Source organism: Paenibacillus sp. TC-CSREp1, assembly GCF_050171015.1.
Classification (GTDB): Bacteria; Bacillota; Bacilli; order Paenibacillales; family Paenibacillaceae; genus Paenibacillus; species Paenibacillus silvae.
This window is the reverse complement of the sequence record NZ_JBNOKM010000006.1, coordinates 116,254-139,452: the sequence shown is the minus strand read 5'-3', so window position 1 is coordinate 139,452 and position 23,199 is coordinate 116,254. Positions and strand designations below refer to the sequence as shown.

General features: G+C 45.9%; 27 protein-coding genes. 21 read left to right on the top strand and 6 right to left on the bottom strand.

Annotation, left to right across the window (positions count from 1 at the left end):
* Positions 1 to 74: 74 nt before the first annotated feature.
* The 4 genes from ACQSGY_RS10805 (at position 75) to ACQSGY_RS10790 (ending at position 2,821) form a co-directional block, all read left to right on the top strand.
* Positions 75 to 1,118: an SPFH domain-containing protein gene (locus tag ACQSGY_RS10805; RefSeq protein WP_427051901.1), complete on the top strand. Its 1,044-nt coding sequence runs from the start codon at positions 75 to 77 to the stop codon at positions 1,116 to 1,118.
* Positions 1,115 to 1,318, top strand: a complete 204-nt coding sequence (locus tag ACQSGY_RS10800) for a hypothetical protein (protein WP_145401267.1) — start codon at positions 1,115 to 1,117, stop codon at positions 1,316 to 1,318. The genes ACQSGY_RS10805 and ACQSGY_RS10800 overlap by 4 nt, the downstream gene beginning before the upstream one ends.
* Positions 1,311 to 2,306 carry a sugar kinase gene (locus ACQSGY_RS10795; RefSeq protein ID WP_427051900.1) on the top strand — a complete coding sequence of 332 codons (996 nt, stop codon included), beginning with the start codon at positions 1,311 to 1,313 and terminating at the stop codon, positions 2,304 to 2,306. Before ACQSGY_RS10800 ends, ACQSGY_RS10795 begins: the two co-directional genes overlap by 8 nt.
* 173 nt (positions 2,307 to 2,479) lie before the next feature.
* The gene (locus ACQSGY_RS10790) at positions 2,480 to 2,821 is read left to right on the top strand and encodes a cupin domain-containing protein (protein WP_427051899.1); all 342 of its coding nucleotides are present in this window, start codon (positions 2,480 to 2,482) and stop codon (positions 2,819 to 2,821) included.
* Positions 2,822 to 2,968: 147 nt separating this feature from the next.
* Here ACQSGY_RS10790 and ACQSGY_RS10785 read toward each other — a convergent pair whose 3' ends face one another.
* A complete protein-coding gene (locus ACQSGY_RS10785; protein WP_427051898.1) occupies positions 2,969 to 3,202 on the bottom strand; it encodes a DUF2249 domain-containing protein in 234 nt (77 codons plus the stop codon).
* 202 nt (positions 3,203 to 3,404) lie between these two features.
* On the bottom strand, positions 3,405 to 4,106 hold the full coding sequence (locus ACQSGY_RS10780; protein ID WP_427051897.1) for a Crp/Fnr family transcriptional regulator: 702 nt from the start codon (positions 4,104 to 4,106) through the stop codon (positions 3,405 to 3,407).
* Positions 4,107 to 5,371: 1,265 nt separating this feature from the next.
* Between ACQSGY_RS10780 and ACQSGY_RS10775 the strand changes: the two genes are divergently transcribed.
* On the top strand, positions 5,372 to 6,097 hold the full coding sequence (locus ACQSGY_RS10775) for a ZIP family metal transporter (RefSeq protein ID WP_427051896.1): 726 nt from the start codon (positions 5,372 to 5,374) through the stop codon (positions 6,095 to 6,097).
* A 138-nt stretch (positions 6,098 to 6,235) separates the two neighbouring features.
* Here the strand turns inward: ACQSGY_RS10775 and ACQSGY_RS10770 are convergent, their stop codons facing one another.
* Entirely contained in the window at positions 6,236 to 6,661 is a 426-nt protein-coding gene (locus ACQSGY_RS10770; RefSeq protein ID WP_427051895.1) for a YlbF family regulator, read from the bottom strand.
* 138 nt (positions 6,662 to 6,799) lie between these two features.
* Positions 6,800 to 7,483 (bottom strand): Crp/Fnr family transcriptional regulator, encoded by a 684-nt coding sequence (locus tag ACQSGY_RS10765; protein WP_427051894.1) that lies wholly within the window; start codon positions 7,481 to 7,483, stop codon positions 6,800 to 6,802.
* A 315-nt stretch (positions 7,484 to 7,798) separates the two neighbouring features.
* Here ACQSGY_RS10765 and ACQSGY_RS10760 point away from each other — a divergent pair, with 315 nt between their 5' ends.
* The 7 genes from ACQSGY_RS10760 (at position 7,799) to ACQSGY_RS10730 (ending at position 12,955) form a co-directional block, all read left to right on the top strand.
* Positions 7,799 to 8,443 (top strand): hypothetical protein, encoded by a 645-nt coding sequence (locus tag ACQSGY_RS10760; protein ID WP_427051893.1) that lies wholly within the window; start codon positions 7,799 to 7,801, stop codon positions 8,441 to 8,443.
* A 50-nt stretch (positions 8,444 to 8,493) separates the two neighbouring features.
* Entirely contained in the window at positions 8,494 to 9,144 is a 651-nt protein-coding gene (locus tag ACQSGY_RS10755) for a hypothetical protein (protein ID WP_427051892.1), read from the top strand.
* Complete coding sequence (locus ACQSGY_RS10750; protein ID WP_427051891.1) at positions 9,141 to 9,701, top strand: hypothetical protein; 561 nt, start codon at positions 9,141 to 9,143, stop codon at positions 9,699 to 9,701. Before ACQSGY_RS10755 ends, ACQSGY_RS10750 begins: the two co-directional genes overlap by 4 nt.
* Before the next feature lie 64 nt (positions 9,702 to 9,765).
* The gene (locus ACQSGY_RS10745) at positions 9,766 to 10,554 is read left to right on the top strand and encodes an SMI1/KNR4 family protein (protein WP_427051890.1); all 789 of its coding nucleotides are present in this window, start codon (positions 9,766 to 9,768) and stop codon (positions 10,552 to 10,554) included.
* 14 nt (positions 10,555 to 10,568) lie between these two features.
* Positions 10,569 to 11,870 (top strand): hypothetical protein, encoded by a 1,302-nt coding sequence (locus ACQSGY_RS10740; RefSeq protein ID WP_427051889.1) that lies wholly within the window; start codon positions 10,569 to 10,571, stop codon positions 11,868 to 11,870.
* Between the two features lie 36 nt (positions 11,871 to 11,906).
* Positions 11,907 to 12,347: a hypothetical protein gene (locus ACQSGY_RS10735; protein WP_427051888.1), complete on the top strand. Its 441-nt coding sequence runs from the start codon at positions 11,907 to 11,909 to the stop codon at positions 12,345 to 12,347.
* Positions 12,348 to 12,367: 20 nt separating this feature from the next.
* Complete coding sequence (locus tag ACQSGY_RS10730) at positions 12,368 to 12,955, top strand: SMI1/KNR4 family protein (RefSeq protein ID WP_427051887.1); 588 nt, start codon at positions 12,368 to 12,370, stop codon at positions 12,953 to 12,955.
* Positions 12,956 to 13,079: 124 nt separating this feature from the next.
* On the opposite strand, the gene ACQSGY_RS10725 is transcribed toward ACQSGY_RS10730, so the two are convergent.
* Positions 13,080 to 13,403: a hypothetical protein gene (locus tag ACQSGY_RS10725; RefSeq protein ID WP_427051886.1), complete on the bottom strand. Its 324-nt coding sequence runs from the start codon at positions 13,401 to 13,403 to the stop codon at positions 13,080 to 13,082.
* Between the two features lie 165 nt (positions 13,404 to 13,568).
* Here ACQSGY_RS10725 and ACQSGY_RS10720 point away from each other — a divergent pair, with 165 nt between their 5' ends.
* The 5 genes from ACQSGY_RS10720 (at position 13,569) to ACQSGY_RS10700 (ending at position 18,026) form a co-directional block, all read left to right on the top strand.
* A complete protein-coding gene (locus tag ACQSGY_RS10720; RefSeq protein ID WP_427051885.1) occupies positions 13,569 to 14,384 on the top strand; it encodes a cupin domain-containing protein in 816 nt (271 codons plus the stop codon).
* Between the two features lie 200 nt (positions 14,385 to 14,584).
* Positions 14,585 to 15,028: a carboxymuconolactone decarboxylase family protein gene (locus ACQSGY_RS10715; protein WP_427051884.1), complete on the top strand. Its 444-nt coding sequence runs from the start codon at positions 14,585 to 14,587 to the stop codon at positions 15,026 to 15,028.
* Positions 15,029 to 15,067: 39 nt separating this feature from the next.
* Complete coding sequence (locus ACQSGY_RS10710; protein ID WP_427051883.1) at positions 15,068 to 16,021, top strand: sigma-70 family RNA polymerase sigma factor; 954 nt, start codon at positions 15,068 to 15,070, stop codon at positions 16,019 to 16,021.
* Between the two features lie 253 nt (positions 16,022 to 16,274).
* Entirely contained in the window at positions 16,275 to 16,973 is a 699-nt protein-coding gene (locus ACQSGY_RS10705; protein ID WP_427051882.1) for a DUF1361 domain-containing protein, read from the top strand.
* A gap of 27 nt (positions 16,974 to 17,000) precedes the next feature.
* Positions 17,001 to 18,026 carry a serine hydrolase domain-containing protein gene (locus tag ACQSGY_RS10700; protein ID WP_427051881.1) on the top strand — a complete coding sequence of 342 codons (1,026 nt, stop codon included), beginning with the start codon at positions 17,001 to 17,003 and terminating at the stop codon, positions 18,024 to 18,026.
* 159 nt (positions 18,027 to 18,185) lie between these two features.
* Here the strand turns inward: ACQSGY_RS10700 and ACQSGY_RS10695 are convergent, their stop codons facing one another.
* On the bottom strand, positions 18,186 to 19,193 hold the full coding sequence (locus ACQSGY_RS10695; RefSeq protein ID WP_427051880.1) for a serine hydrolase domain-containing protein: 1,008 nt from the start codon (positions 19,191 to 19,193) through the stop codon (positions 18,186 to 18,188).
* Between the two features lie 158 nt (positions 19,194 to 19,351).
* Here ACQSGY_RS10695 and ACQSGY_RS10690 point away from each other — a divergent pair, with 158 nt between their 5' ends.
* The 4 genes from ACQSGY_RS10690 (at position 19,352) to ACQSGY_RS10675 (ending at position 23,146) form a co-directional block, all read left to right on the top strand.
* Entirely contained in the window at positions 19,352 to 20,419 is a 1,068-nt protein-coding gene (locus ACQSGY_RS10690) for an ankyrin repeat domain-containing protein (protein WP_427051879.1), read from the top strand.
* 280 nt (positions 20,420 to 20,699) lie between these two features.
* Entirely contained in the window at positions 20,700 to 22,004 is a 1,305-nt protein-coding gene (locus tag ACQSGY_RS10685) for an SPFH domain-containing protein (RefSeq protein WP_427051878.1), read from the top strand.
* Between the two features lies 1 nt (position 22,005).
* The gene (locus tag ACQSGY_RS10680; RefSeq protein WP_427051877.1) at positions 22,006 to 22,752 is read left to right on the top strand and encodes a hypothetical protein; all 747 of its coding nucleotides are present in this window, start codon (positions 22,006 to 22,008) and stop codon (positions 22,750 to 22,752) included.
* A 22-nt stretch (positions 22,753 to 22,774) separates the two neighbouring features.
* Entirely contained in the window at positions 22,775 to 23,146 is a 372-nt protein-coding gene (locus tag ACQSGY_RS10675; RefSeq protein ID WP_427051876.1) for a hypothetical protein, read from the top strand.
* Positions 23,147 to 23,199 lie beyond the last annotated feature (53 nt).

The following is a 23,199-nucleotide window of genomic DNA, read 5'->3' as shown; positions in this document are numbered from 1 at the left end:
TTGACAATATAAAAATCATTTGTTATCATTTCGATAATATCAAAACGACATTATTATGAAAAGAGGAATGAGCCATGTTTGGATTCCGATTCGTAAAGTTTCAACCCAGTGAATATGTAATGAAGGTAAAGAACGGCAGAGTGCAGCGCGAGGGCGTAGGGTTATCTTTTTATTATTATGAGCCGACGACTTCGGTGGTTGTGCTGCCTGTATCGTCGGTCGATGTACCCTTTATGTTTGAAGAGATTACAGCGGATTATCAGACCGTTACTGTGCAGGGTCAGCTCAGCTATCGCATTATGGATTACAGCAAAATTACACAGAGCCTGAATTACACGTATAATTTACGCAAAAATCAATATATGTCGGACGATCCCGGTAAGCTGGATCAGCGTGTCATTACGATCGCCAAGGTGCTCACCAAAAAATATCTGGAGCAGCTACCGCTGAGAGAAGCAATTCAGTCGAGTGAACGGCTCGCCAGCAGCATGAAGCGTGAGGTTACGCAGCATGAGGAACTGGAGAAGCTGGGTGTTGAGCTTATGAATCTGTCGATTCTGGCGATTTTGCCCAACAAGGAAACGATGCGTGCATTGGAAGCACAGGCGAGAGAGGAAATTCTGCGTCAGGCAGACGAGGCGTTGTATGTGCGGCGCAATGCTTCCATTGAGCAGGAGCGGCGAGTGAAGGAAAATGAACTGAACACCGAGATCGCTGTGGAGACGAAGCGACAGCAGATTCGGGAAACGCAATTGCAGGCAGAGCGCTCGGTGAAGCAGAAGCAGAACGAGATGGAGCAGGAGCAGCTCCAGTTTAATACCGCGATGGAGGAACGCAAGCAGCAGCTGATTGAGCTCACCATAGCGAACCGGAATGCCGAGGCAGATGCGAAGGCCTATGAGATTGCGGCAGTGATGAATTCGCTCCAGCATGTGCAGCCGAATGTATTGCAGGCCATGACCAATATGGGTATGAATTCGGATAAATTAATTGCACTTGCGTTCCAGGAACTGGCCGAAAATGCGGGTAAGATCGGACAGCTTAACATCTCGCCAGATCTGCTGCAGGGTCTGATGGCACCAGCAGAAGGCAGAGGCAAAGGAGGTGCGGCACGATGATTCTCGGATGGGGCAAACAAACGAATCTATCCGCTTCCAGAACAAGGCTTACACGATCCAGTCGAGTAAGTCAGAACGTGTCAGACAATCAAGCTAATCTGGTGAAACAAGTCAGTGAGACCAGTCAAGAAGTCAAAGAAATAAACAAAGATCATCCTCAAGTCAAAGGGAAAGCGGGAGGAGAAATCACAGATGGTTAAGATAAATGAACCCATGAGTGAGCACAAATTAGTTCTGGTCAAACGCAGAACCCGGCTGGAGGAGCTGATTGTACGGTACAATACCGTACAGCAGGCCCAGTTCTACATCGAACGTCTTGGTGCGGATTTTAGCGATTACATCGAAGAAGACCGGCGTTACCGACAATCGATACATCTTGCTCAGCAGCAATTGAGTCAGCTTGGACGTGTCCAGATGATTGACCGGGAACATGTGCCGAATTTTATATTTGGAGAGCAAGATATTGTCGTGGTGGTCGGGCAGGATGGCCTGGTTGCCAATACACTGAAATATGTTACCGAGCAGCCGCTGATTGGTGTGAATCCAGACCCGATGCGGTGGGATGGGGTGCTTTTACCTTTTACAGTGGAGGATCTAAGCTTCATCGTGCCGGATGTGATGCGCAAGCAGCGTGCGCTGAGAGAGGTGACACTTGCCAAGGTTGAGCTGAATGACGGACAGGTTTTGTACGGTGTCAATGACCTGTTTATTGGACGAAAGACACATGTATCGGCACGTTATGAAGTGCGTCTGGGAGCAAGAAGTGAACATCAATCCTCCAGCGGCATTATCGTGTCCACAGGCATGGGATCGACAGGATGGTTCAAAAGTGTGCTCGCAGGTGCCTCAGGCATTGTAGGTTCTGCAGCCTGGCAGCAGCTGAGCCGTACCGGGAGCGGTGAAGCGGCATCGGCAGCAGAGTCAGCAGGAAGCACGAATACGAGCGGATTTACGTGGGATGCCCCGTATTTATACTATACCGTCAGGGAGCCGTTTCCGAGCCGCACCACTGCGGCAAGTCTCGTATTTGGACAGATTCATGCCAAGCAGCCGCTGCACATTGTTTCACAGATGCCGGAGGATGGAGTTATTTTCAGTGACGGTGTGGAGCAGGATTTTCTGGAGTTCAACTCTGGTGTGCATGCCACGATCGGCCTGGCCGAGAAGAGAGGGCGTCTCGTAATATGAACATGTTTCTTCTATTATAATATGGATCTGTACTATATTTTCGAATATATCAAAAGACGGTAAACCAATTGGTGCACCATAGCCTGCGTTTTCTTGATTTGAATCAAGGAGATGCAGGTTTTTTCACGTTAAGATGAATACATCACCAGAACAAATACAGGAGGAAGATGAACATGAGTATCACGTCATTACAAGAAGTTAAAGCATACAGTACAGAACGTTTCACGAAACGGGTGTTATCTCAACCAGGAGGAGGTGTAACGTTCGTGCTTCATTTTCTGCCAGGGCAACAGCTTCCTGTTCACAAACATCCCGATGCAGACCTTACGCTGCTCGTTGTTGAAGGTAAAGGCACTCTGATGCTGGACGGAAAGGAGTACGAGATTCAATCAGAAGATGTGGTGTCCTGCGGAGGGGAGACTGAATTTGCGTTCCATAATACGAGTGATGCGGAGGTTCGGTTATTTGTGGTACTGAGCAAAGTGCCGGAAGCTTCGTACGCGAAGGATATTTAATATAAAAAATAAAATAGATCGATTATTGGAAATTGCAGGCTCCGCCAGGGATCTCTTTTTTCTATGCTGAAGTGAATGTTATGAGAAAGGAGACGCAGTGTGGTATCATTCATGATCTCACATGCGCCATTTCTGCTCAGCTCCATTCTATCGTTTTGTAATTTTGACCTGAAATGTGGTAGGTCCCTGTTCAATATACTCCCAGTCATACCCATCAGGATGTGTAGCTTGAAACTGGAAGCGAAGTGGTTTGGGATCATGATCATTGACAAGCAGCATGGATTCCTGAGGCTGAAGACTCTCGAACGTCTCAAAGATCACTTTATGTTTCAAATGCGGTGGGTACTCTGTGGCATTAATGGTTGCCGTGTAGGTATTCATATGTCATTCCTCCCGATTGGATTGGTGTATGATGATGCAATTTGATTATAAAAAAGCGGGGTATGTGTCTGTGTGAGCCGGGTCACACCTTTCGTTTTGTCATAATCTGGCCTTATTTAGGTAAACGAAATGACCTTAAATCAGGTGGATCAGGTTAAGGTCTTTTCTGCACAAATATATCAAAAATATGTACGGCTCAAGCTCAGGTATCCCGCTGTTCCTTCAAGCTTTGCAGGTCATGAATGATGATGCGGCTGCGATCAACCTCCAATAATTCATCCTTTGCCAGCTGGTTCAGCAGTCGATTGGCTGTTTCCCTGGTCGTTCCAATGGAATTGGCGAATTCCTGATGTGTCATCGGCAGGTTGATGATAACCTTATCCTTCTGCTGCTGTCCATGCTGCTCTGCAAGCATTAGAAGAAAGGAGAGCACTCGGTTACGGACATCCTGCCCGGAGAGCACCTGTAATTTATCCTGTAATTCCCGAATTTTATCACCCAGCACACGCATAATTTTGATGGCAATGGAGGGCGTGCTCAGCATGAGCCGTTCAAAATGCCGGACGGGAATTGCCAGCAGACTTGTAGCCGTAATGGCTACAGCGGTGGCCGGATAGGGATGCGCGTTGAAAAAGCCGGTATGCGGAAACATATCTCCTGTTTTAAGAAAGGATACAATCTGCTCGTGCCCATTTTCATCGGTTTTATACGCTTTGACAATGCCAGTACGGATAAAGAAAACCGCCTCTTTCTCACTGCCCTCACTAAAAATTACGGTTTTTCGATTCATGTTTCGGGATATAGCGATTTCTTCAACCTGCTTCAATTCCTCGAGGCTGAGATCCTGGAAAATGGGGAACTGCTGCAGAAATTCTGCGGCTGTATCCTTGTTTACTCGGGTCATTCATATTCATCCTCTCCGTTAATGCTTATCTTTTTATTGGCGATATGGTTCGGATTGTTACTGGTTGCTTGCTGCGTCCCATGAAGGTGGGAATTGTTGAAATAGTTGGAGTCGTGCAGAATATGGTTCATCCTGCTGTGAATTCATCATTTTATCATAACGTGATTTTGGTACATGTCAGGTGACATAGGTCACAACAGAAATAAACAAGAGAACATCATAGTCACATCCGAGTGCTTCATATGCAATTATAGAAATAAGGATACATCGTAGGGCACAAAGGTGGCAGAAGCATGTGGGAGTGTGTCTGGAGTACAGCAAATCCCAAAGAACACATTAAGAGTGCACTAGAGTGGGCAGAAGCTTGTGGTATGTCAGAAGTACGCATGAAGCACATCAGAGCCAATAAGAATGCATCAGCAGTGAACAAGGATGTCAGAGGAATAGGGGAATATGTCAGAAGTACGCATGAAGCACATCGGAGCCAATAAGAATGCATCAGCAGTGAACAAGGATGTCAGAGGAATAAGGGAGTATGTCAGAAGTACGCATGAAGCACATCGGAGCCAATAGGAACGCATCAGTGGTGTACAAGACTGTCAGAGGAATATGGGAGTATGCCATAAGCCACATATGAAGCGCACCAGAGTATAACGAATACCCCTTCGTATAATTTAAAGCGTAGCTAAACAGGGAGGATGCTCAATAGATTTTTTAACGATCTCAGATGAGCTTATTTGGACCAATTTAAGCTCTCTGAGATTCTAACGATCTCCAGAGAGCTTATTTAGGTCAAAATCGAATAAAATGCTCTATTTTCATAACAAATGATTGAAATAGGCTCTCCTGAAATCGTTAGAAAATAAAAAAGGGCGATTTGCCCCAAATAGCGTTTCTGGGAATCGTTAGAGGTGGGGGATATACGAAATCGCTCTCAAGCTCCGAAAGATACATTCATTCACTTACATTTCTTCAGGCTTACTTGTGTGAAGCCGAGATATCCCGTAAGTTACCCGGCTTGCAGTACCTCGTCACATATCATCGCATTTTACCACATCTCCAACATACTATCCCAAACGTTACTGCACGACCCCACATAAAATCAAGAACCTCGCCACACGAAACAGTCACTCGTCATACCTGACCGCACTGCGCCACATTCACCCATCATGGGACTGTCACTATATCATACAGTTATTGTTTTTAAACTGCCAGCCAGGGTTAATGGGATATAGAATAATATGCATAAGAGAGGAGCTGCCTGAATGTGGACTGCATTGATGTGGGGCGGCATCTCGGCCTCGGCGGTTGTGATTGGTGCGCTTGCCGCATTGTTTATGAACATTCCGAAAAGAGTAATCGGCTGGATTATGGCTTTCGGAACAGGAACGTTGATCGGTGCAGCCACGTTCGAGCTGTTGGGAGATGCACTGAATGATGGAGGTATGCTGCCAACGGCTGTCGGATTTACTGCGGGAGCTGTGGTGTATACGTTATTTGATCTGCTCATTTCGGCAAAGGGTGGATCGAACCGCAAACGCTCGAACAAGAAAAAGTCAGATAATCAAAGTGGACTGGGCATATTCACGGGCACTGTCATGGATGCAATTCCGGAGTCCATTATGCTAGGCGCCAGCTTGCTGGCAGGTAAAGGTGTCAGCGTTGTGCTTGTGGTTTCCATCTTTGTCAGCAACATTCCTGAAGGATTATCAAGTACAGTAGGGCTGCAGCACAGCAAATACAGTAAGGTGAAAATCCTGCTCATGTGGGTCTGTGTACTGCTGATCTCTGCTCTCGCCGCACTAGGTGGATACCTGTTTCTGGAGCAGCTTCCGAAGGAGATGGGAGCAGCCATCGGTGCTTTTGCGGGAGGGGGAATTATAGCCATGCTCTGCTCAACGATGATGCCCGAGGCATTTGAGGAAGGGGGGCCGATTGTTGGCCTGATCGCATCCATGGGGCTACTGGTTTCACTGCTGCTGGATATTTAGCTTCATAAGCCTTCTGTCGTTTATACAGCTATTGTCCCTAATATGTATCTCAAAAAGAGTATCCCGACCATCAGATAAGCTCTGAACGCTGGATACTCTTTGCTTATGTCTCTGTCTTTGGTTAACGAATTGTAAAGCTTAATGATGATTGGTGCAGCTTCCGCCGCAGCCGCATGTTTCTTTACCTGACTCCTTGGCTTCAGGAAGCCTGTTTATTTCTACGGTTTGGGTAAAATAATGGCTGATCTGCTGATGAAGCTGACTGAACTCACGCTGAGCGTAGATAAACCTGCGAATCAGTGGATGATCATAGAGCGCACGCTCTTCCTGTTCGTATATTTTGATCTCGGATTCAAGCAGTTCGATATTCTGACGTTTTTTTTCTTCGAGAGCCTGATGCTGCTCCATAAAGCGTTCATATTGTGCAGTGGCCTCTTCGTCAGCGGCGAATTGATCGATCATACTGCGCATCTCCTGATATCCTTGGTCCTGAAGCAGTAACGAGCACAGCTCCTGCATTTTATGCATAATGATTTGTTTATCCATTTTAACAACGGTAGTCATAGAAATAACCTCCTGATAATTCTATATTATTTAACTGTACTATCGTAATAACTGTATATAGTAAGGTACATCCCCACTGTGACGATGCTCACAATGCAGGCTAAATCCGGATATTGCATAAACTGCTGAATAAAAGGTTCAGGAGATCATGCCTTGCAGACGCTCCAACTGCAAAATGCGTATATCACTGCCATTGACTTGAAGCAGCCGTTGACGCTGCATGCTGCTCAGCTTTCGACTTAACGTCTCCGGGGTAATACCGAGCAGCAGAGCCATGTCTTTTTTGAAAACAGGCAAGCGCATCTCGGGTTTTGCGTGATTACGCATATGAAAGTCCAGAAGCAGCTTGGCAATCTTTTGTTCTGTTGTCATTGCACGGAGAGAACTGTTCCACTCATCTGTTTCATGTAACCGTTTCGATAGAGCCAGCAGAAAAGAATAAGCCAGCTTGGGATCGTATGCGAGCAGTTGATCAAACCCATGCTTGTGTATAGAACATATTGCTGAATTCTCCAAAACCTCAGCATTCGATGGATGGGGCATTTGATGAAGCAGGGCGTCCTGACAAAAAAAATCTCCAGCAAACAAAAAGCGTATAATATGCTCCTTGCCAGCTTCGGTGTATTTACAGAGCTTCACACTGCCCTGATGAATAACATAAAGTGTGTCTGAACGTTCACCCTCCTGAACGACATAGTCTCCTTTGTGATAGTGACGTGTTTGCAAAAGGGAAGTTAGCAAGTTGGCCTCGGATGGGGCCAGATGTTCAAATAAAGGCACTTTGGCGAAGCAGGCTTCATTCGACACATGAGAACAAATCATTGTTAGAATCACCTCACAAGATATGCGTTATGGCGCAGTCGAGGAATAAGGTATCTTTCTGCGCATTGGGCTGAATCGTGTTCCCGGAACTGCCGCGAAAGTGAAATTTTCACAAAAGAGGATACACAAGGCATGAATCTCTTGCTCTTGTATTCAGATTACGACATCAATGTAGTAATGGGTGTGACAGGGCACACACTTATGTAGGACTATGGATGTTATTTTGAGTGGTCAAGTCTGGATTTGTTGTGCTTGCGTTGAGAGTTTCATATAATTTGGGGGATGGTTATATGGAACAATATGGGGCAAACGAGGTTGATTCAGCAACAGATTCACAGAAGAGGTGATTTTGAATTGAAACGTTTCGAGGATGAAGGGGCGTATAAATACAGTTATTATGCTGTACTGCATCGTGGTGAACGAATTGATGTCAAATGTCCTGAATGTGGAGGGCACGCTTATATCGAATGCGCTAATGGCGAAGTGCAGTGGAGATGCAGCCAGTGCTACGCTCAGGCGGTCAAAGAAGAAGACTACGAATATATCGGCAGAGGATATTGTGCTGTATGTGAGCGTTGGATTAGTGTAGAGGTAACGGATAAGAAACAGATATCCCATCCGCTGGTACATATTACGTGCCCGCACTGTGGAGCTGTTAATCAGGCCGAGATGCACAAAAGACCAACCAGTCGAGGTTATTATCGTGAAATTCAAAATGGCCGAGATCCTCTCTTTGATCTGGAGTTATATTTTCTGGATCATGTACGGGGCAAGCAGATTTGGGCTGTAAACAGGGAGCATCTGAATTATCTGATTGCATATGTATCGGCCGATTTGCGGGTGAAATCTGGAGGGAAAATGATCAAAACAGCTTCGCACAGCATTCCTGCTTATATTAAAGATGCCAAAAACAGAGAAACGGTCACCCGTGTGCTGTCAAAAATGCAGCATAACTTCTAAGCTTTGCATCAGACATCGTGGATACTAGTTGAATCGGGGAGAGGAAAGCATTGAAAAAACGAATCACGTTCAGTGTTATTTTGTTTATTATCGCTATGTTGTGTATCCCTGGATTTTTTATTATGCAGACTTATGGTGTATTTCAAAAAGAAAAGGTGTTATCCGATTATGCCATTGCTGTAGATGTGCAGGGGAAATCATATCAGACATGGCTGATCACCAACAGCTTCGCAGCGATGGATAAAAAGGGAGAAGATCGTCAGCTCTACTATCGTATGGATACGAGTGGACTTGAAAACTTGTTCCAGTTGGCGTACAGGGAATATGAGGTTAAACCCGGAGGAGATAACCCGTTTCTGGACGGACAAGTGGAATTTCTGCAATCCGAGCACAAGTATGTTCGAACCGAGAATAAATACGAGAATGCCAAAGACTTTGTTACCCTCCTGACACTGGTGGATCGTGAGGGAGACGTGATTTACACCTATGAACAAACGGGCAAAGGTGATGACAAGCTGGTAAAGTCTATCATTCATCAAGGCATGAGCCGCACAAGCAACCGTGGTTCAGGACCTGCTCGTGACCCGTATCTGAACATTACGGCGTTGTTTCGCGAGAAGCTGCATGTGGATGTAAAATTGGCAGTGGACGAAGAGCATAAAGTGGTAACGATTCGAATGAACAAAATGGAGGAAAAATGATGAATATGTATGGTGTACTGCATGGACCATCATACTTGGATGGGCTGACGAAAAGCGAAAACGAAGGTGTGGCTCATGAGGTGGAATGGAATGGCAAGCTCCAGGCACGTGATGGACATGATCAGTTTCATATTTTTTATTATGGTAACCTAGATGAGGATGATCTGATCTTATGGCATGATATGACACCGTTGTTGGTTTATGCCGAACATACCGTTACAGGAGAACGTTATCTGCTGATTGATGCGGCGAAGCATGGCTATGATGCGATGCTGTGTGAGACGTACCCCGAGAAAGACGTGAACAACCGCCCCCTTCGACCTTATCTGGACGTTGAGGGTGAGGATACCTTTGAAGTTCATCTGACAGCGTTCTACAACGTGCCTTGGGATGAGGAGTTTGGCGAGGATGTCGAGGAAGATGGGACGTATGAGCTGATTACAGGAGAACGTGTGCATTTTAATGAGGTCAAGCGTAACGGTTATGATGCATTTGCGATCCGTATTCGTAATCGGAAAGGGATTGAAACAGAAATTGTTCAGGAAGAGCTGGCCTAAGTGGTTATGGTTCTGATTTTGCTGGTGGGAACTCAGAAAATTCAACGCTAGGAGCGATTGTCGAATGTATATCGTGTCTCATCTAATTAAGCCGGTATCTATGCAAGAATTGCAGCAAGTGGAGCAGAAGCACAGCATTCGTCTGCCTTTGGCCTATCAGTGTTGGATGCAGCAATATGGGGAGGGTACATATTCAGGCTGGATGAATGTGCAACGGCCCGATTCTGAGATTTTGAAGCCATTTGTGGAATATGATCTTTGGGAGCATACAGACGAAACACCAATCAACCAGCAGCAGTTGCAGGAATGTGTGTGTATCGGGACTTCGGTGGATGGAGACTTTCTGGCTGTTCATGCAGAGGTGGAGGGACTGATCTGGCTTCCACGGCATGATGAACAGATAACGCTGTGGCCGTGCGGCGATAAGTCCTTCGCTGAAATGCTGGATCAAATCTACTGCGGATATTATCAAAAGGACAAGCCTTTCAGACCCGCGTATTATGAACCATGGAATGAGAAGCGGAAGTATACTTTTTATCATTATGCGGGTAAAGAATACGGGCTTTCCATGAAAGAGCTGGCTGGTCTTTGCCAATCGCAGTTCTCGTGGGATTTGGTCATTGAAGACGAATATACCTGCAAGCTGTTCCGAGCATCAATCGGTGGGTATGTGCGCTTTAATTATGCCTATGGACGAGAGATTGCACTGTTTTTTGAGGAAGCAGAAGGGCAACAGGAGACAGAGGATCAGAAAAAGGAAGTGCAGGAAACTCAGGACATAAAGGAACTCCGGGAGATACGACAGTTTCTGCTGGCACATTATTGTGCGGAAGTGAAGCAGCGAACAGAATAAGGGGGAAAAGAGGTATGAGCTGGCTTAATACAGAGATTGCTGAAAAATGGCGTATGGAAGGCAAGCGGTATGCAGACGATGTTAACACATTTGTCCGCAGCATGCTGCAAGGCGAGCAGCCAGACGAATCCGAGCTTTCGGATGATAATCGTCATACGATCAGTGCCAAAGTAATGAAAATGGTGAAGCAGGCCAACCTTCATGGGGAAGTGGAACGGCTTCGCAAGGAATTGCCGGCAGCAACCTGGCCGCTCAGCAACCATTTTCAAAATTCGATGCAGGCGGTTCAGGTTGCAGGTTATCTGAATGAGGGAACGATCCTTTGTAATACAGGTTTGTCATCGAATAAAGGTCAAGTGTACACGATGGATCAGCAAGGCTGGTGGCGAAGCCCGAATGCAGCATTTGCAGGCAGTTCGCCTGATGGAATGTACATTGCTCTCGCGAATAGCGAAGGGGTCCGTGTCATCCGTAAGCCTGACCGCAGACTGAAAGGAGAACAGGTGGCATTATATCACTGGAGTGAGATCCAGGAGAATATCAGGGCCGTTTTACCCGGAATTGAATCCCTTGCGGACTCAACGCATCCCGAATATACGTTAGAAAAGCTGATACCTGTTGACCATGGGCGGACGTTACTGCTTCAATCTGAATTGGGGATATACCTGATCGAGCAGGCGAAGGCAACGATTCTTCATCCGGATGTTGCCGAGATTCAAGAGTACGAATATGAAGATACCCGCTTATCCATGGGGCATGCTGCTGTTTCGTATGACGAACGCTGGATTGCATGGGGTAGCCAAATGAGCAGCCATACGGTTATGGATCGGAAAATGAACAAAATAGTTCAGATTGAGCCGCAATCCAGTTATCCGCATTGTGCAGCATTCAGCCGGGATCATCAGCATGTCTGGTTTAATGCATGTCATTTCTATAACGGGGTCACCATTCAGGTTCAATTAGCTGATATAGAGAGGCATGAGGACTCGGAAGAATGGCCGATCATGGACGAGAACGCTCGTGTTTATACGATGGTTGAGATTGAAGCAGGTATGATCATTGGTGATGCTTACGGTTATTTATATTGCATCAACAATGCAGGGCAGGAGCTTTGGCGGCATTTTGTCGGCTCAACGATCTATTCTCTGGCTGTATCTCCTGACCAATCACAGCTTGCAGTCGGAACATACGGCGGCATGCTGCATCTGCTTGATCTGTGTTCGCAAAGTATGGATGAATACGGCATAGGCACAGGCACACTGCGTGAACTGGAGCGTTATGTTTTGTGGCGTGATGAGGAGCCGCTGCGCTGGTAATGTCGAATGTGAGATTTCAGGCTGGAGGGTGATAGAATGGAACGCGAAGAGGCCGTTTTTTTATTAAAATGCCATGCATTTGCTTGTGATGATGTAACTCATCCTAAAGTGGAGCATGGGTTTCTGGGCAGTCTTCGGCCCTTTCACGGTCATTTAATCGAAGAGAACTTTCATGAGCTGATGGGCATATTACGCGTGCTGGCTCCGGAGCTTGCTCGTTCGACGTTGAATCGTGAGGTAATAGCTTGTTTATGGAGCATTACTCATCTGGCGAGAGCCTGGGCGATTGAACCGGCAGGCATGCTTCGCAGTAATCATCTGATCTCGGACGAGCAGGTGGCTGTAATGGAGCAGTGGCTCAGTATGTTCTCGTATGCAGTCATGATTTTGGTCGAAGACGGCGGAGAGCAGGAGGCCTTCTGGGAATATGAGCAGTATATACAAAATAGAGGCAATACGGAAGGTGAAGGGGTATGAAGTCTGAGCTACATATGACGATGGACAGATTACGAGATGAGATGAATCAGCTGTTGCACGATAAAATTCAGGATGAAGAAATTCGTCTGTTATATGACCAATACCTTCAGCTGGAAGGGGTGGCAGAGGAAGAACTGGAAAGCTTCGAGCAGCAGTATAATGTTCGCCTGCCTGAGGATTTTCGTGCTTTTTACCGTCACACCAATGGTAGTGGCTACGGTCTGCATGTGCTGTATCCAGGGGATGCGGAGCAGGGGCGCTGTCTTCCGTTTTATCTGATGTCGCTGGAGGAGATGCAGGAGACCAAGCGATTTTTCTGCGATGTGGATGAGAGGCTGGAGGAGCACTATAAGGCTGAAGAAATTCGTGAGCTGGACCCGGAGATCAAGCCGTATTTATTCAACACCTCCTGGATTCCTTTTGCTGCGATGGCTGGCGGTTCAATTTATCTGTTGTTTGATTTTGATCCGACGGAGGAAGGTACATACGGGCAGATTATTATGCATGTCCATGATCCGGACTTTGTATATTATGCTGCTGCTTCCTTTACAGAATTGCTTCAAATGTCGAACCGCAACCTGAGTCTTCTGGATGCTATTGAATACTAAGTGCACCTTGTACATTGAGGTGTGGCTAGAAAATAAAGAAGATGAAAAGGCATCACGGTAGGAGCTTAATCCATAGCTCCTGCGTGATGCCTTTTGTTGGGTTAAACGTTTGGACTTTCAGATGTTACCATTGGAAAAAACGATGACCATGGAACCCGCCGGGACCTCCAGGCCCACCGGGTCCCCCGAGACCGCCCGGACCACCAGGTCCTCCAGGGCCGCCTATGTGCGGGCCGCCAGGATATCCCGGATAGTGCCCAGGGTAGTGTCCCGGATATCCGCCATGCCACCATGGCCCCGGTCCCCCGATGGGATATGGAAAGGGCAGGGGAACAGGAACTACCGGTGGATACGGATAAGGGTACGGATAAGGATAAGGCTGTGGTGGCGGATAATACGCATAAGTAACAGGTTGTTGGGTTGTTGTTGAACCCGGTACATACGACATATAACTAGCCTCCAATGTCTGAATTGATGATATCAGCCTATGCGGCAAGGGCAGCAGCTGACACAGCAATATTCAAGGGAGTGAATTGGGCTCACAGAAATGGGCTATGGGCATAAGCTGAGGATATAGGCATCTAAACCGAGAGCGAAGGGCAGGCGTTTTATTTTGGCAACCTCATACATGGATTACACCTTACCAACCACACAATTCACCTATGATCTAAGCAAAAATCCGTTATTTAAGAAGGATGAGTATAACTACATTAACGCACTTTCAGTAAACCAGCTGAACACTTTAGGTAACACATCTCTGCTTGATATTTTTCTCAGTAAAGGAAATGTCGTTGAACCTCACATTCATCAAAATGCAACCGAACTTGTATATTGTATTAGCGGTGAAGCGGTGGTCTCCCTCATTAATCCGTTTACGAACCAACTGCTACATTTCCAGATTACACCGGGCCAAACCGCGAATGTACCTCAAGGCTGGTGGCATTATGAAGTAGCGACAGCGGATCAAACACATCTGCTTGCCATTTTTGATGCACCTGTGCCTGAAGCGATATTTGGCTCCGATATTTTGCGGCTGACTCCTGCCAACGTGCTGGCTCATACGTATTGTCTAGACGAACAGAAAGTTCAGGAGGCACTCGCTCCCATACAGAAAACGGTGATCATCGGCCCTCCCGCGGATTGCAAAACGCAAACGGCCCCTGCTTCAAACCCGATGCCTAATGTTGGACCCAATATCCAGCCTAATGTGCAACCCAATACGCAGCCTAATGTTCTACCCAACATCCAACCCAACATGCAACCTAATCCACAGCCTAATGTGCAGCCAAACATCGCACCCCATGTACCACCTTATGTAAATCGCCTCCCATACTGGGGCACGTGGGTTGACCCCCGTATTATCCATGAGCCAGGGTGCCCTTACTACACCGAGCTTCCTGTGCAACAGAATTCAGAAGAAAAAGCATAAACGATGAAGACAGAAAAATCTGGGGATAAGCGAGACTCTCCAGGTTTTTTTGCCATTGGAGTGTCTGTGTAAAATGTCTTCCATTTATAACGTGGAGTGCTTTTCTTAAAATTCTTATATCAAATTCCCCTCACAATGTCACAAACCTGATCTGCAGTTTGTCTTCAGCATGTAGATCAAATGATGGAGGCGAATTAAAAATGAATGTACGAATGAATTACAGGACAGTAAGTCCGGGCGCTTTTAAAGCGATGATGGGGTTGGAGCGGTATGTATCTGGGCAATTTGAAGACAAGGTGTTGTATGAGTTGTTGAAAATTCGCGTGTCGCAGATCAATGGCTGTGCTTTTTGTTTGGACATGCATGCCAAGGATTTAATGAAGCTGGGTGACTACGGTGATCATATTCTTCTGCTCACTGTGTGGCGCGAAGTCCCCTTATTCACAGACCAACAGCGTGTTATGCTTGAACTGGCAGAGGCGATTACGTTAATATCGGAGCAAGGCGTTTCCATGGAGCTGTACGATAAAGTCCGAGAATATTTTAGTGAAAATGAAATCGTTGATCTTATTATGGCAATCAATTCGATTAACAGTTGGAACCGTATAGCGATTACGACAGGCATGTACCCGGGTTGTTTTTAACCCGAACTCAAAACGGATTCAGCCAGAGGAGGCGATTATGTGCAATCCAGACTCTATGTTGATCAACATAAACATAATACAAAAGCGCCTTCTCTGGATGTTGGTGCGTTGTATTCGCAATACAGAAACTACGCTTTTTCCATCGCCTACCGTATGCTCGGAAGTGTGACAGAAGCTGAGGATCTTGTTCAGGACATCTTTATGACATTACAGAGTATGACAAATCAGGATATCAAGCAACCGAAAACTTATATTGGAAAAATGATGGTGAACCGCAGCCTGAATGTATTAAATTCCGCCCGTAACCAACGGGAGCACTATGTAGGGGAGTGGCTTCCTGAGCCGCTGGGTGTGTATGAGACAAACAATATACCAGAGCAGGAGCTTGAGCAAAAAGAGATGATATCATACGCTTTTCTGGTCATGTTAGAGCGTCTATCTCCCACGGAACGTGCGGTTTTTGTCCTGCGTGAAGCCTTCCAGTATGATTATGCGGAAATCGCGGAATGGCTGGGGAAAACAGAGAGTAACTGTCGTCAAATCTATCGTCGTGCCAGAGGTCATCTGCCTGAACATGCAGCAGCAGCCGAGTCGTATAATGCGGATTGGAAAATGAAGCAGCATCTTCTTGGCCGTTTCACCACGGCCTTTCTTCGGCACGACGTTTCAGCGATGCTGGAGCTTCTGACGGACGAGCCTGTGTTTACAGCGGACGGAGGCGGCGTTGTGCGTACGATTATGAGAACGATGAGTGTACACAAGGGGGTACTTGCCATTCTAACCTCTCCACGAGTGCTTAAAACATTAAGGGAACGGGAATGGCTGCCTGCCTGGATTAACGGTGAGCTGCAACTGGCCTTGATGAAAGAGGGTAAGCTGACCGAAGTGCTGTGTCTGGAGACGGATGCTTCAGGCGAGCGAATCAAGGGAATATATCTTATTGTTAACCCTGATAAACTGGTGTCGGTCAGAGCGCAAGCAGAAAAGTTGTGAACATGAGAACACAGAAAAAGTGAAGTTCGTCGTCATCGCCTCTCACTGGAGTCTTGTCTATATCACCATTGGCTATAAAAATTAAATTATGCATGCATAAAGACACTCGGATGAGTGTCTTTTATTTTGGCGTCTTTTACAAAATGGAGATCGATCAGATAGATATGGTATGATGCTAGTAGATTTAAAGGTGGTAAATATATGTAAATTTTGAAGTATGATTTGGATTTTACAACAAGTGAGGTTGTAGGCTTTGAAAAAACTGAATGGGTTGCACATGTCTATTTTTCTCAGTGCAGTCACGGTGGTTACGGTGGCTTTATACTACGTGGCGGCCGATTGGCTGAATCAGCGGTATTTCCGCTTCCTGATCTGGAATCTGTTTCTGGGCTGGCTTCCATTTGTATTCTCATCCATAACCTATGGGCTTAGCCGATTGAAATGGAAATTAGCGATATGGCTTGCGATTCCAAGCGGCATGCTGTGGCTGCTCTTTTTCCCGAACTCATCGTATATCGTTACGGATTTGCTTCATCTGTCCTCCAGAAGCGCAAGATACGTTACTGGAAACGGTGTGAGCTTCAACTACTGGTATGATCTTGTTGTTGTGCTGATGTTTGTATGGACAGGTCTGCTTATTGGTTTTTTCTCCATGTATCAGCTTCAGGGTGTGATCTATCAACGCTTGGGGCGTGCAGCTTCCTGGATTTTTGTATTAGGAGGAACGGCACTTGCCAGTTATGGCGTTTTGCTTGGGCGTGTGTATCGGTTAAACAGCTGGGATGCACTAACGAATCGCGAGACGCTGCTGCAATTGATGCATGAAAGTGTTAGCCGGTCTTCCTTGGCATTTTGTATGTTCTTTGCAACGTTCCTGATTACAATCTATCTCTCGTTATATTATTTGATTCATGCGAGAGAGTCGGGTCAGCGAGATGAACGAACCAACTAATCACAAGAAGGTGCAGGTGAATTCAACATGCTGGATCATCAGAGGGCCGTGGAAAAAGTGAAAGAGGTTATGGAGCAAAACGATTTCTCAGGCGTTGTTCTGTGCAAGCAGAATGGTCAGATGCTGTTTCAATTAGCGAGAGGATATGCAAATCGCAGCGATGAGCGTCTGAATGATGTGAATACACGTTTTGGCATTGCTTCGGGATGTAAGATTTTCACAGCGGTATGTATAGCTCAGTTGGCAGAACAAGGGAAGTTTTCACTAGAGTCCAGATTAAAGGATGTTCTGAATGTAACTTTTCCGGCATGGGACCCGCAGATCACGGTGCATCAATTATTGACTCATACTTCGGGCATACCCGATTACTTTGATGAGGAAGTTATGCAAGATTTTTCGGAGCTGTGGAAAGACAGGCCGGTATACATAATGGAGCAGCTTCGTGATTTTCTGCCCATGTTCCAGCAGCTGCCGATGAAGTCTGCGCCTGGGGAGCGATTCCACTATAACAATGCAGCGTTTATCGTGCTTGGGCTTATTGTAGAACAACATGCTGGCGTTTCCTTTGCCAGCTATGTGCAGGAGCATATTTTCAAACGATGCGGTATGCAGGATTCAGGTTATTTTCGCACAGATCAGCTTCCGCGTAATACGGCTACGGGTTATATTGACGCTGATGATGGGGGATGGACGAGCAATATTTTTTCGATTCCCGTACAAGGAGGAGCAGATGGGGGGGCATATGTGACTGCACCGGATATGATGCGTTTCTGGGATGCTTTGCTGAGCCATACATTATTAAGTGAAAAGATGACAAGTTATTTGTTAACACCACACGCGCATGATGAGGATGAGGAGTATTATGGCCTGGGTGTCTGGCTGGAGCTTGAGGAAGAGAAGATATTTAAATACCATGTGATGGGTTTCGATCCGGGCGTGTCGTTTATGTCGGGTGTATATCCGGAGCATGGCATGCAGCTTGTAGTCATATCTAATCAAGAGTCGGGGCCATATCCGGTAACGCTGGCAGTGGAGCAGATGCTGAAAAAATAAAAAGGCCCTCACGCTTACCCGTGTTCCAGCTTAACAGCTATGACGGGTGAGGCGAGGGCATATCTTTCGAGTGCAGCGTGGATACAGCTTTAGCAAATCCTCGGTAAATTACCGGGAAGATCGCTGGAAAAGGTATCCCTAATCCGCAGATTTGTCCCCTTATAAGCGAGCGAGCTTCCATAGTTCTGGAACGATCCATTTTGGAAATACATCCAGTGGAGGCTTTTCTTTTTTGCGTTTATCATTGGTCAGCACGGTTACAAGCTCCAGTTCGGGAACAACGTATACATACTGCCCTCCGAATCCTCTGGCATAGTAATAGTGCAGCGGACGATGTTGTTCTGCAGAGGTGTTCTCTAATGCCGGGCTTCCGGCAATGTTCTCGTTTACTTTTGCAGGCTCGTATTGATCCACCCACCAGTGCCAGCCATAACTGCCGCGGTTGGGAGGGGACACATCGATAAAAGGCTGCGTGGAACGTTGGACTAGGTCGCTGGATATGAGCTGTTCTTTTTCCCACCGTCCTTGCTGAAGGAAAAGCTGTCCGAACTTGAGCAAATCAGCCGGCAGCAGCTTCATACCAAATCCACCTGTATGCACGCCCTGAGGGTCCTGCTCCCATTCATAATCGTGAATGCCGAGGGGGCCGAACAGATAGCGCTCCGCATATGCGGCAACGCTCATTTCTGTATGCTGCATCAAGATGGCGGAAAGTATTTGCGAGACACCTGAGTTATATTCCATGTGTGTACCTGGTTTATGACGCAAGCTTTGTTCTAACGCAAAATCAACCCAGTGCCCGGTTCGTGTCATACGTGGAAACGAATTTTGACCACCGAACTCGTCCCAGTTAAATCCGGCAGTCATCGTAAGCAGTTGCTCCAGTGTAATGGCTGGTTTACGCGGATCAGGATCAGAGGCAAGCTGCGGGAAAAAGGTGGATATCGGTGTGCTTGCTTCGGGGAGCAAGCCCTGATCCATAGCAATGCAGATGAGCGCAGAGACAAAGCTCTTTGTACATGAGTTGATTTTGGCGATATGTGTCTCCGCTTGTGTATTGCGATAATGCGTGTAGACCATCTCGCTGCGTATACTGATCAGACAGCTTCGCAGATCGAGCGGTGGAATTGATTTTGCTAATGTATGGTGAAGAGTTGAGAGATTCATAGGGTCCTTTCTGTGCGGTCCTGTAAGTGTAGTTGTGAATGTAGAAATGGAAATCGTTGCCCATTATGTTAGCATAATCAGTGAGGCATCTCAAAGTTTTCTTATCTAACGCGAATTGTTGTGATGTGACGAAGTGATTTTACAAGGAGGTTAAAATTTTGTATAAAATCGGTAATCAAGGAACGTTCCAAACATTGCCTGACCAAGCTCTTGCCATCTATGAGGGGAATGTTGCAGGTGTGGAAAAATTTTTAGATCAAAGTATGGACCTTGAAGACAACATATCTTTGAGCGATCATATTGAACTTACTCCGCTTGAACTTGCATTGATCTGTAACCAGCCTAAGGTGGTCAGACTGCTTGTAGAGCGTGGAGCTGAGCTTAATACCAAAGATAATCCGGCTATACTCTATGCAGCTCGCTGGTGCGGGGCAGATACAATTCGTTATTTGTATGAGCAAGGAGCCAAATTAAACGGATTGAATCGTGTAAAATCAAGTGCATATGACGAAGCCTACTACGGCAATAAAAAGAATATTGCAGTGCTGAAAGAACTCGGGCTGGATATCCGAAAATATGGCGGCAAGACGCTGCGCAAGGCAGTGTCTGATCATGATATGAAGACCGTGCAGTATTTGTTGAACGAGGGTGTAGATGTCAACTACAACGAGCCGGATATGGTATATCCATACAAGGCAACACCACTCACCGTAGCTGTACGTCAGAATAACATGCGAATGGTTACATATCTTGTTGAACACGGGGCAGATGTGACGATGCAGGAAACCGATGGGGAGCGGGCTTATACGATTGCCGTTAGTCAGAAAAACAGCGAAATGGCAACGTATCTGAAGGCGCTTGAGCCTGAAGAGTTTCATGAGCTGAGCAATAAACTGTATACGTTAAAATCATATAAGCTGCCAGCGGCCTTGATCCATTTTTTAACGGAAGGTCCGCATAGAATGGAATTACCGGAGTGCCCGGTTGGCGTCGGGTATATTGAATTTTTTTCATTGACTGATACGATTGAGATGAAGATGGGTAGACAGAAGCTGCTGCGGTTATCCTCTAACCTGGATCAGTATTCTCATCTATTCATCGTGTGGAATCCAAGCAAAAAAATGATCGGTTACGCTGATATTGAACACAAAGAGCACGGTACCTTGTGTTCGTTTGAGCAATTTCTGGCCGAACCTGCGGTCTATGTGGAACGTCTTCTGCATTAGCAGGAATTTAATCTATAACTTGAAGACCTCTTACCTCACAACATTGGGAATGCAAGAGGTTTTTCGTGTTTTCTCTTTAAGGTGCTCAAATAGGAAAAATTTCTCACTAAATATGAACTATACTAGTGCGAAGGAAGGTTAGAAATGGTAAAATAGCAATGCTCAAACATGAAAAAATAAGATAGATAGTGAAAATTGACGCAGAATGTTATTTTATGGTGATCAGAGACAGACAAGACAAAGCAAAAGTTATTAAATCTGAAGTGAGGAATACACACATATGGCTATTATTGATGTAATCAAGTATGACGGCTCTCCTGATGTGTTTGCCTGGAAGCATCCAGAGAGTGAATTGGGAACATGGACCCAGTTGATTGTTAATCAATCTCAGCAGGCTATTCTGTTTAAGGATGGAAGGGCTCTTGATCTGTTTGGGCCGGGCAGACATACGTTAAGCACAGCAAACATCCCCATCCTGAACCGATTGATTAATCTGCCGTTCGGCGGGAAATCTCCTTTTGCAGCGGAAGTATGGTATGTGAATCAGGTTAACGCTCTGGATGTTAAATGGGGCACGGCCAATCCGATTCAGATTCAGGACCCCAAATATAATATTATCGTTCCGGTCAGAGCCTTTGGGCAGATGGGGATCAAGATTGCAGACTCGCGAAAATTTCTAATCAAATTGGTAGGCACACTGCCAGAGTATAATCAGCAAAATCTAATCAATTACTTCCGTGGTTTGATTATCATGAACATCAACTCGATGTTATCCTCCTATTTAATACATAGAAAAGTAAGTGTGTTAGAGATTAATGCTTATATTGCGGAGATATCCAGACATTTTGCAGATACGATTACTTCTACATTTGAAGAATTCGGCATCGAACTGATCAACTTATACATTCACAATGTCAATCTGCCTGAAGAAGATCCATCCGTCATTCGTTTACGGGAAGCCCTCGCTCGCAAAGCAGAGATGGATATTATCGGATACACGTATCAGCAGGAGCGTTCCTTTGATACCCTTGAAGGTGCAGCCAAAAATGAAGGAAGCATGCAGTCCGACATTATGGGCGCAGGTCTTGGCATGGGCATGGGCGTTGGTTTGGGTGGTTCATTCAGCAGCGAGATGTCTCAGATGTCCAAAGTGATGTCGACAACAGAGACACCTTCTGTACACTTATGTTTGCACTGCCATCATCCGAATCAGCAGCAAAGCGCCTTCTGCAGTCAATGTGGCAAGTCCTTGGCTGTTAAATCCTTTACCACCAACTGTAATAACTGCGGTCAATCGATGAAGAAGGGGACCAAGTTCTGTCCGAATTGTGGTGACAAGTACCATGCGTGTCCTTCATGTGGAGCAGATAATGCAGAGCATGCGATTGAATGTGTTCAGTGCAGAGAACCGATGCCGAGCGCATGTCCCCATTGTAATCATATGAACACACCTCATACGAAATTTTGTGGTAACTGTGGGGAAGCTTTAGTTCTAAAGTGCAATCAATGTCAGCATGAAGTTAAGCCTGGTCAGAAGTTTTGCCTGGAATGCGGAAACAATCTGCAACAAGGAGGGCTGACCTAGGATGATGAAACGAAGCAATATATTTATTTTGGATGTCATCTATCTCGTATGCCTGGTCCTGACTTCTCTTGTCTCATTTACGGTGTTCGCTGGCGGCTTGATATGGATATCATTCTGGATTAATCTGGTTGCGTCTTATGCTGCGATTACAGCTTTGTGGTTATTTGTTCGTTATGTGATGCAAAATATGGAGCGGTTTAGAAGGTTCGTCCCGGGTTACATCGCTATAGGCACGGTATTGGTCATTTATGTGGGATGTGTGATCTTCTATGGCTTGTTCACAGGGATTGCTGATCAAGGACTGCGCTGGTTTGTGCTATTGCATGTCGTTACAGCAGCTGTCGCTTTCATGTTGTGTGCTATTCTGTTGATCTATATTCGGTCGGCAAGCCAGCATGAGGGCCATGAGCAATTCAACGCTGCTAATATGAGTTCGATTGGACAGGCGCTGGAGCAACTGCTCAATACGATGCAGAATCCATCGAATCTGAGTGCAGATCATGACAGAAACAGAAAGTCTGTAGAGTCGATGGTCGAGCTGGTGAAATACAGTGATCCAATAACGCCTGCTTCGATGGAGCGAACAGATCGTCAAATTTTAATGGATATTGAATTGTTGAATGAGGAATTGGCATCACAGTATGGGACAGGAGAAGTGATGGATAGTGAGCGGTTGGCAATGCAAATATCTCGTCTACAGTCTCGACTGCGGGAGAGAAACCAACAGATTCTAATCCATAAATCATAATCCGGCATAAGGAGGAAAAAGAGTGAAAAAGTTTTTCGGGATTATTCTAATCATTATCTCGTCATTAACCATACTGCTCTCTTTATTGTTGTTAACCCAGGGAGCAGATGTAGCAATTATAAGTACGATTATTTTATTTATTCCTGGCGTTGTCGTGCTCGTTACTGGAATTAAACTGTGTGCTCGACCAAAATCAAGAATGCAATCGGATCAATACTATGAATACTATGATCGTGAAGAAGAGTATTACGAGGACGAATATTATGAAGATGACTATGATGAGCCACAAGAACCGGTTTCAGTTAACTGCTCGGGATGCGGAGCGAAAGTGAAGGTGTATCCGAACCTGGCTGCGGATTGCGACTATTGTGGAACAACGATGAGAATTTCATAGGGTTACAGATTGGAAGCAATCAGCGGATTGTGAATATTGCGGAACAGTAGTTG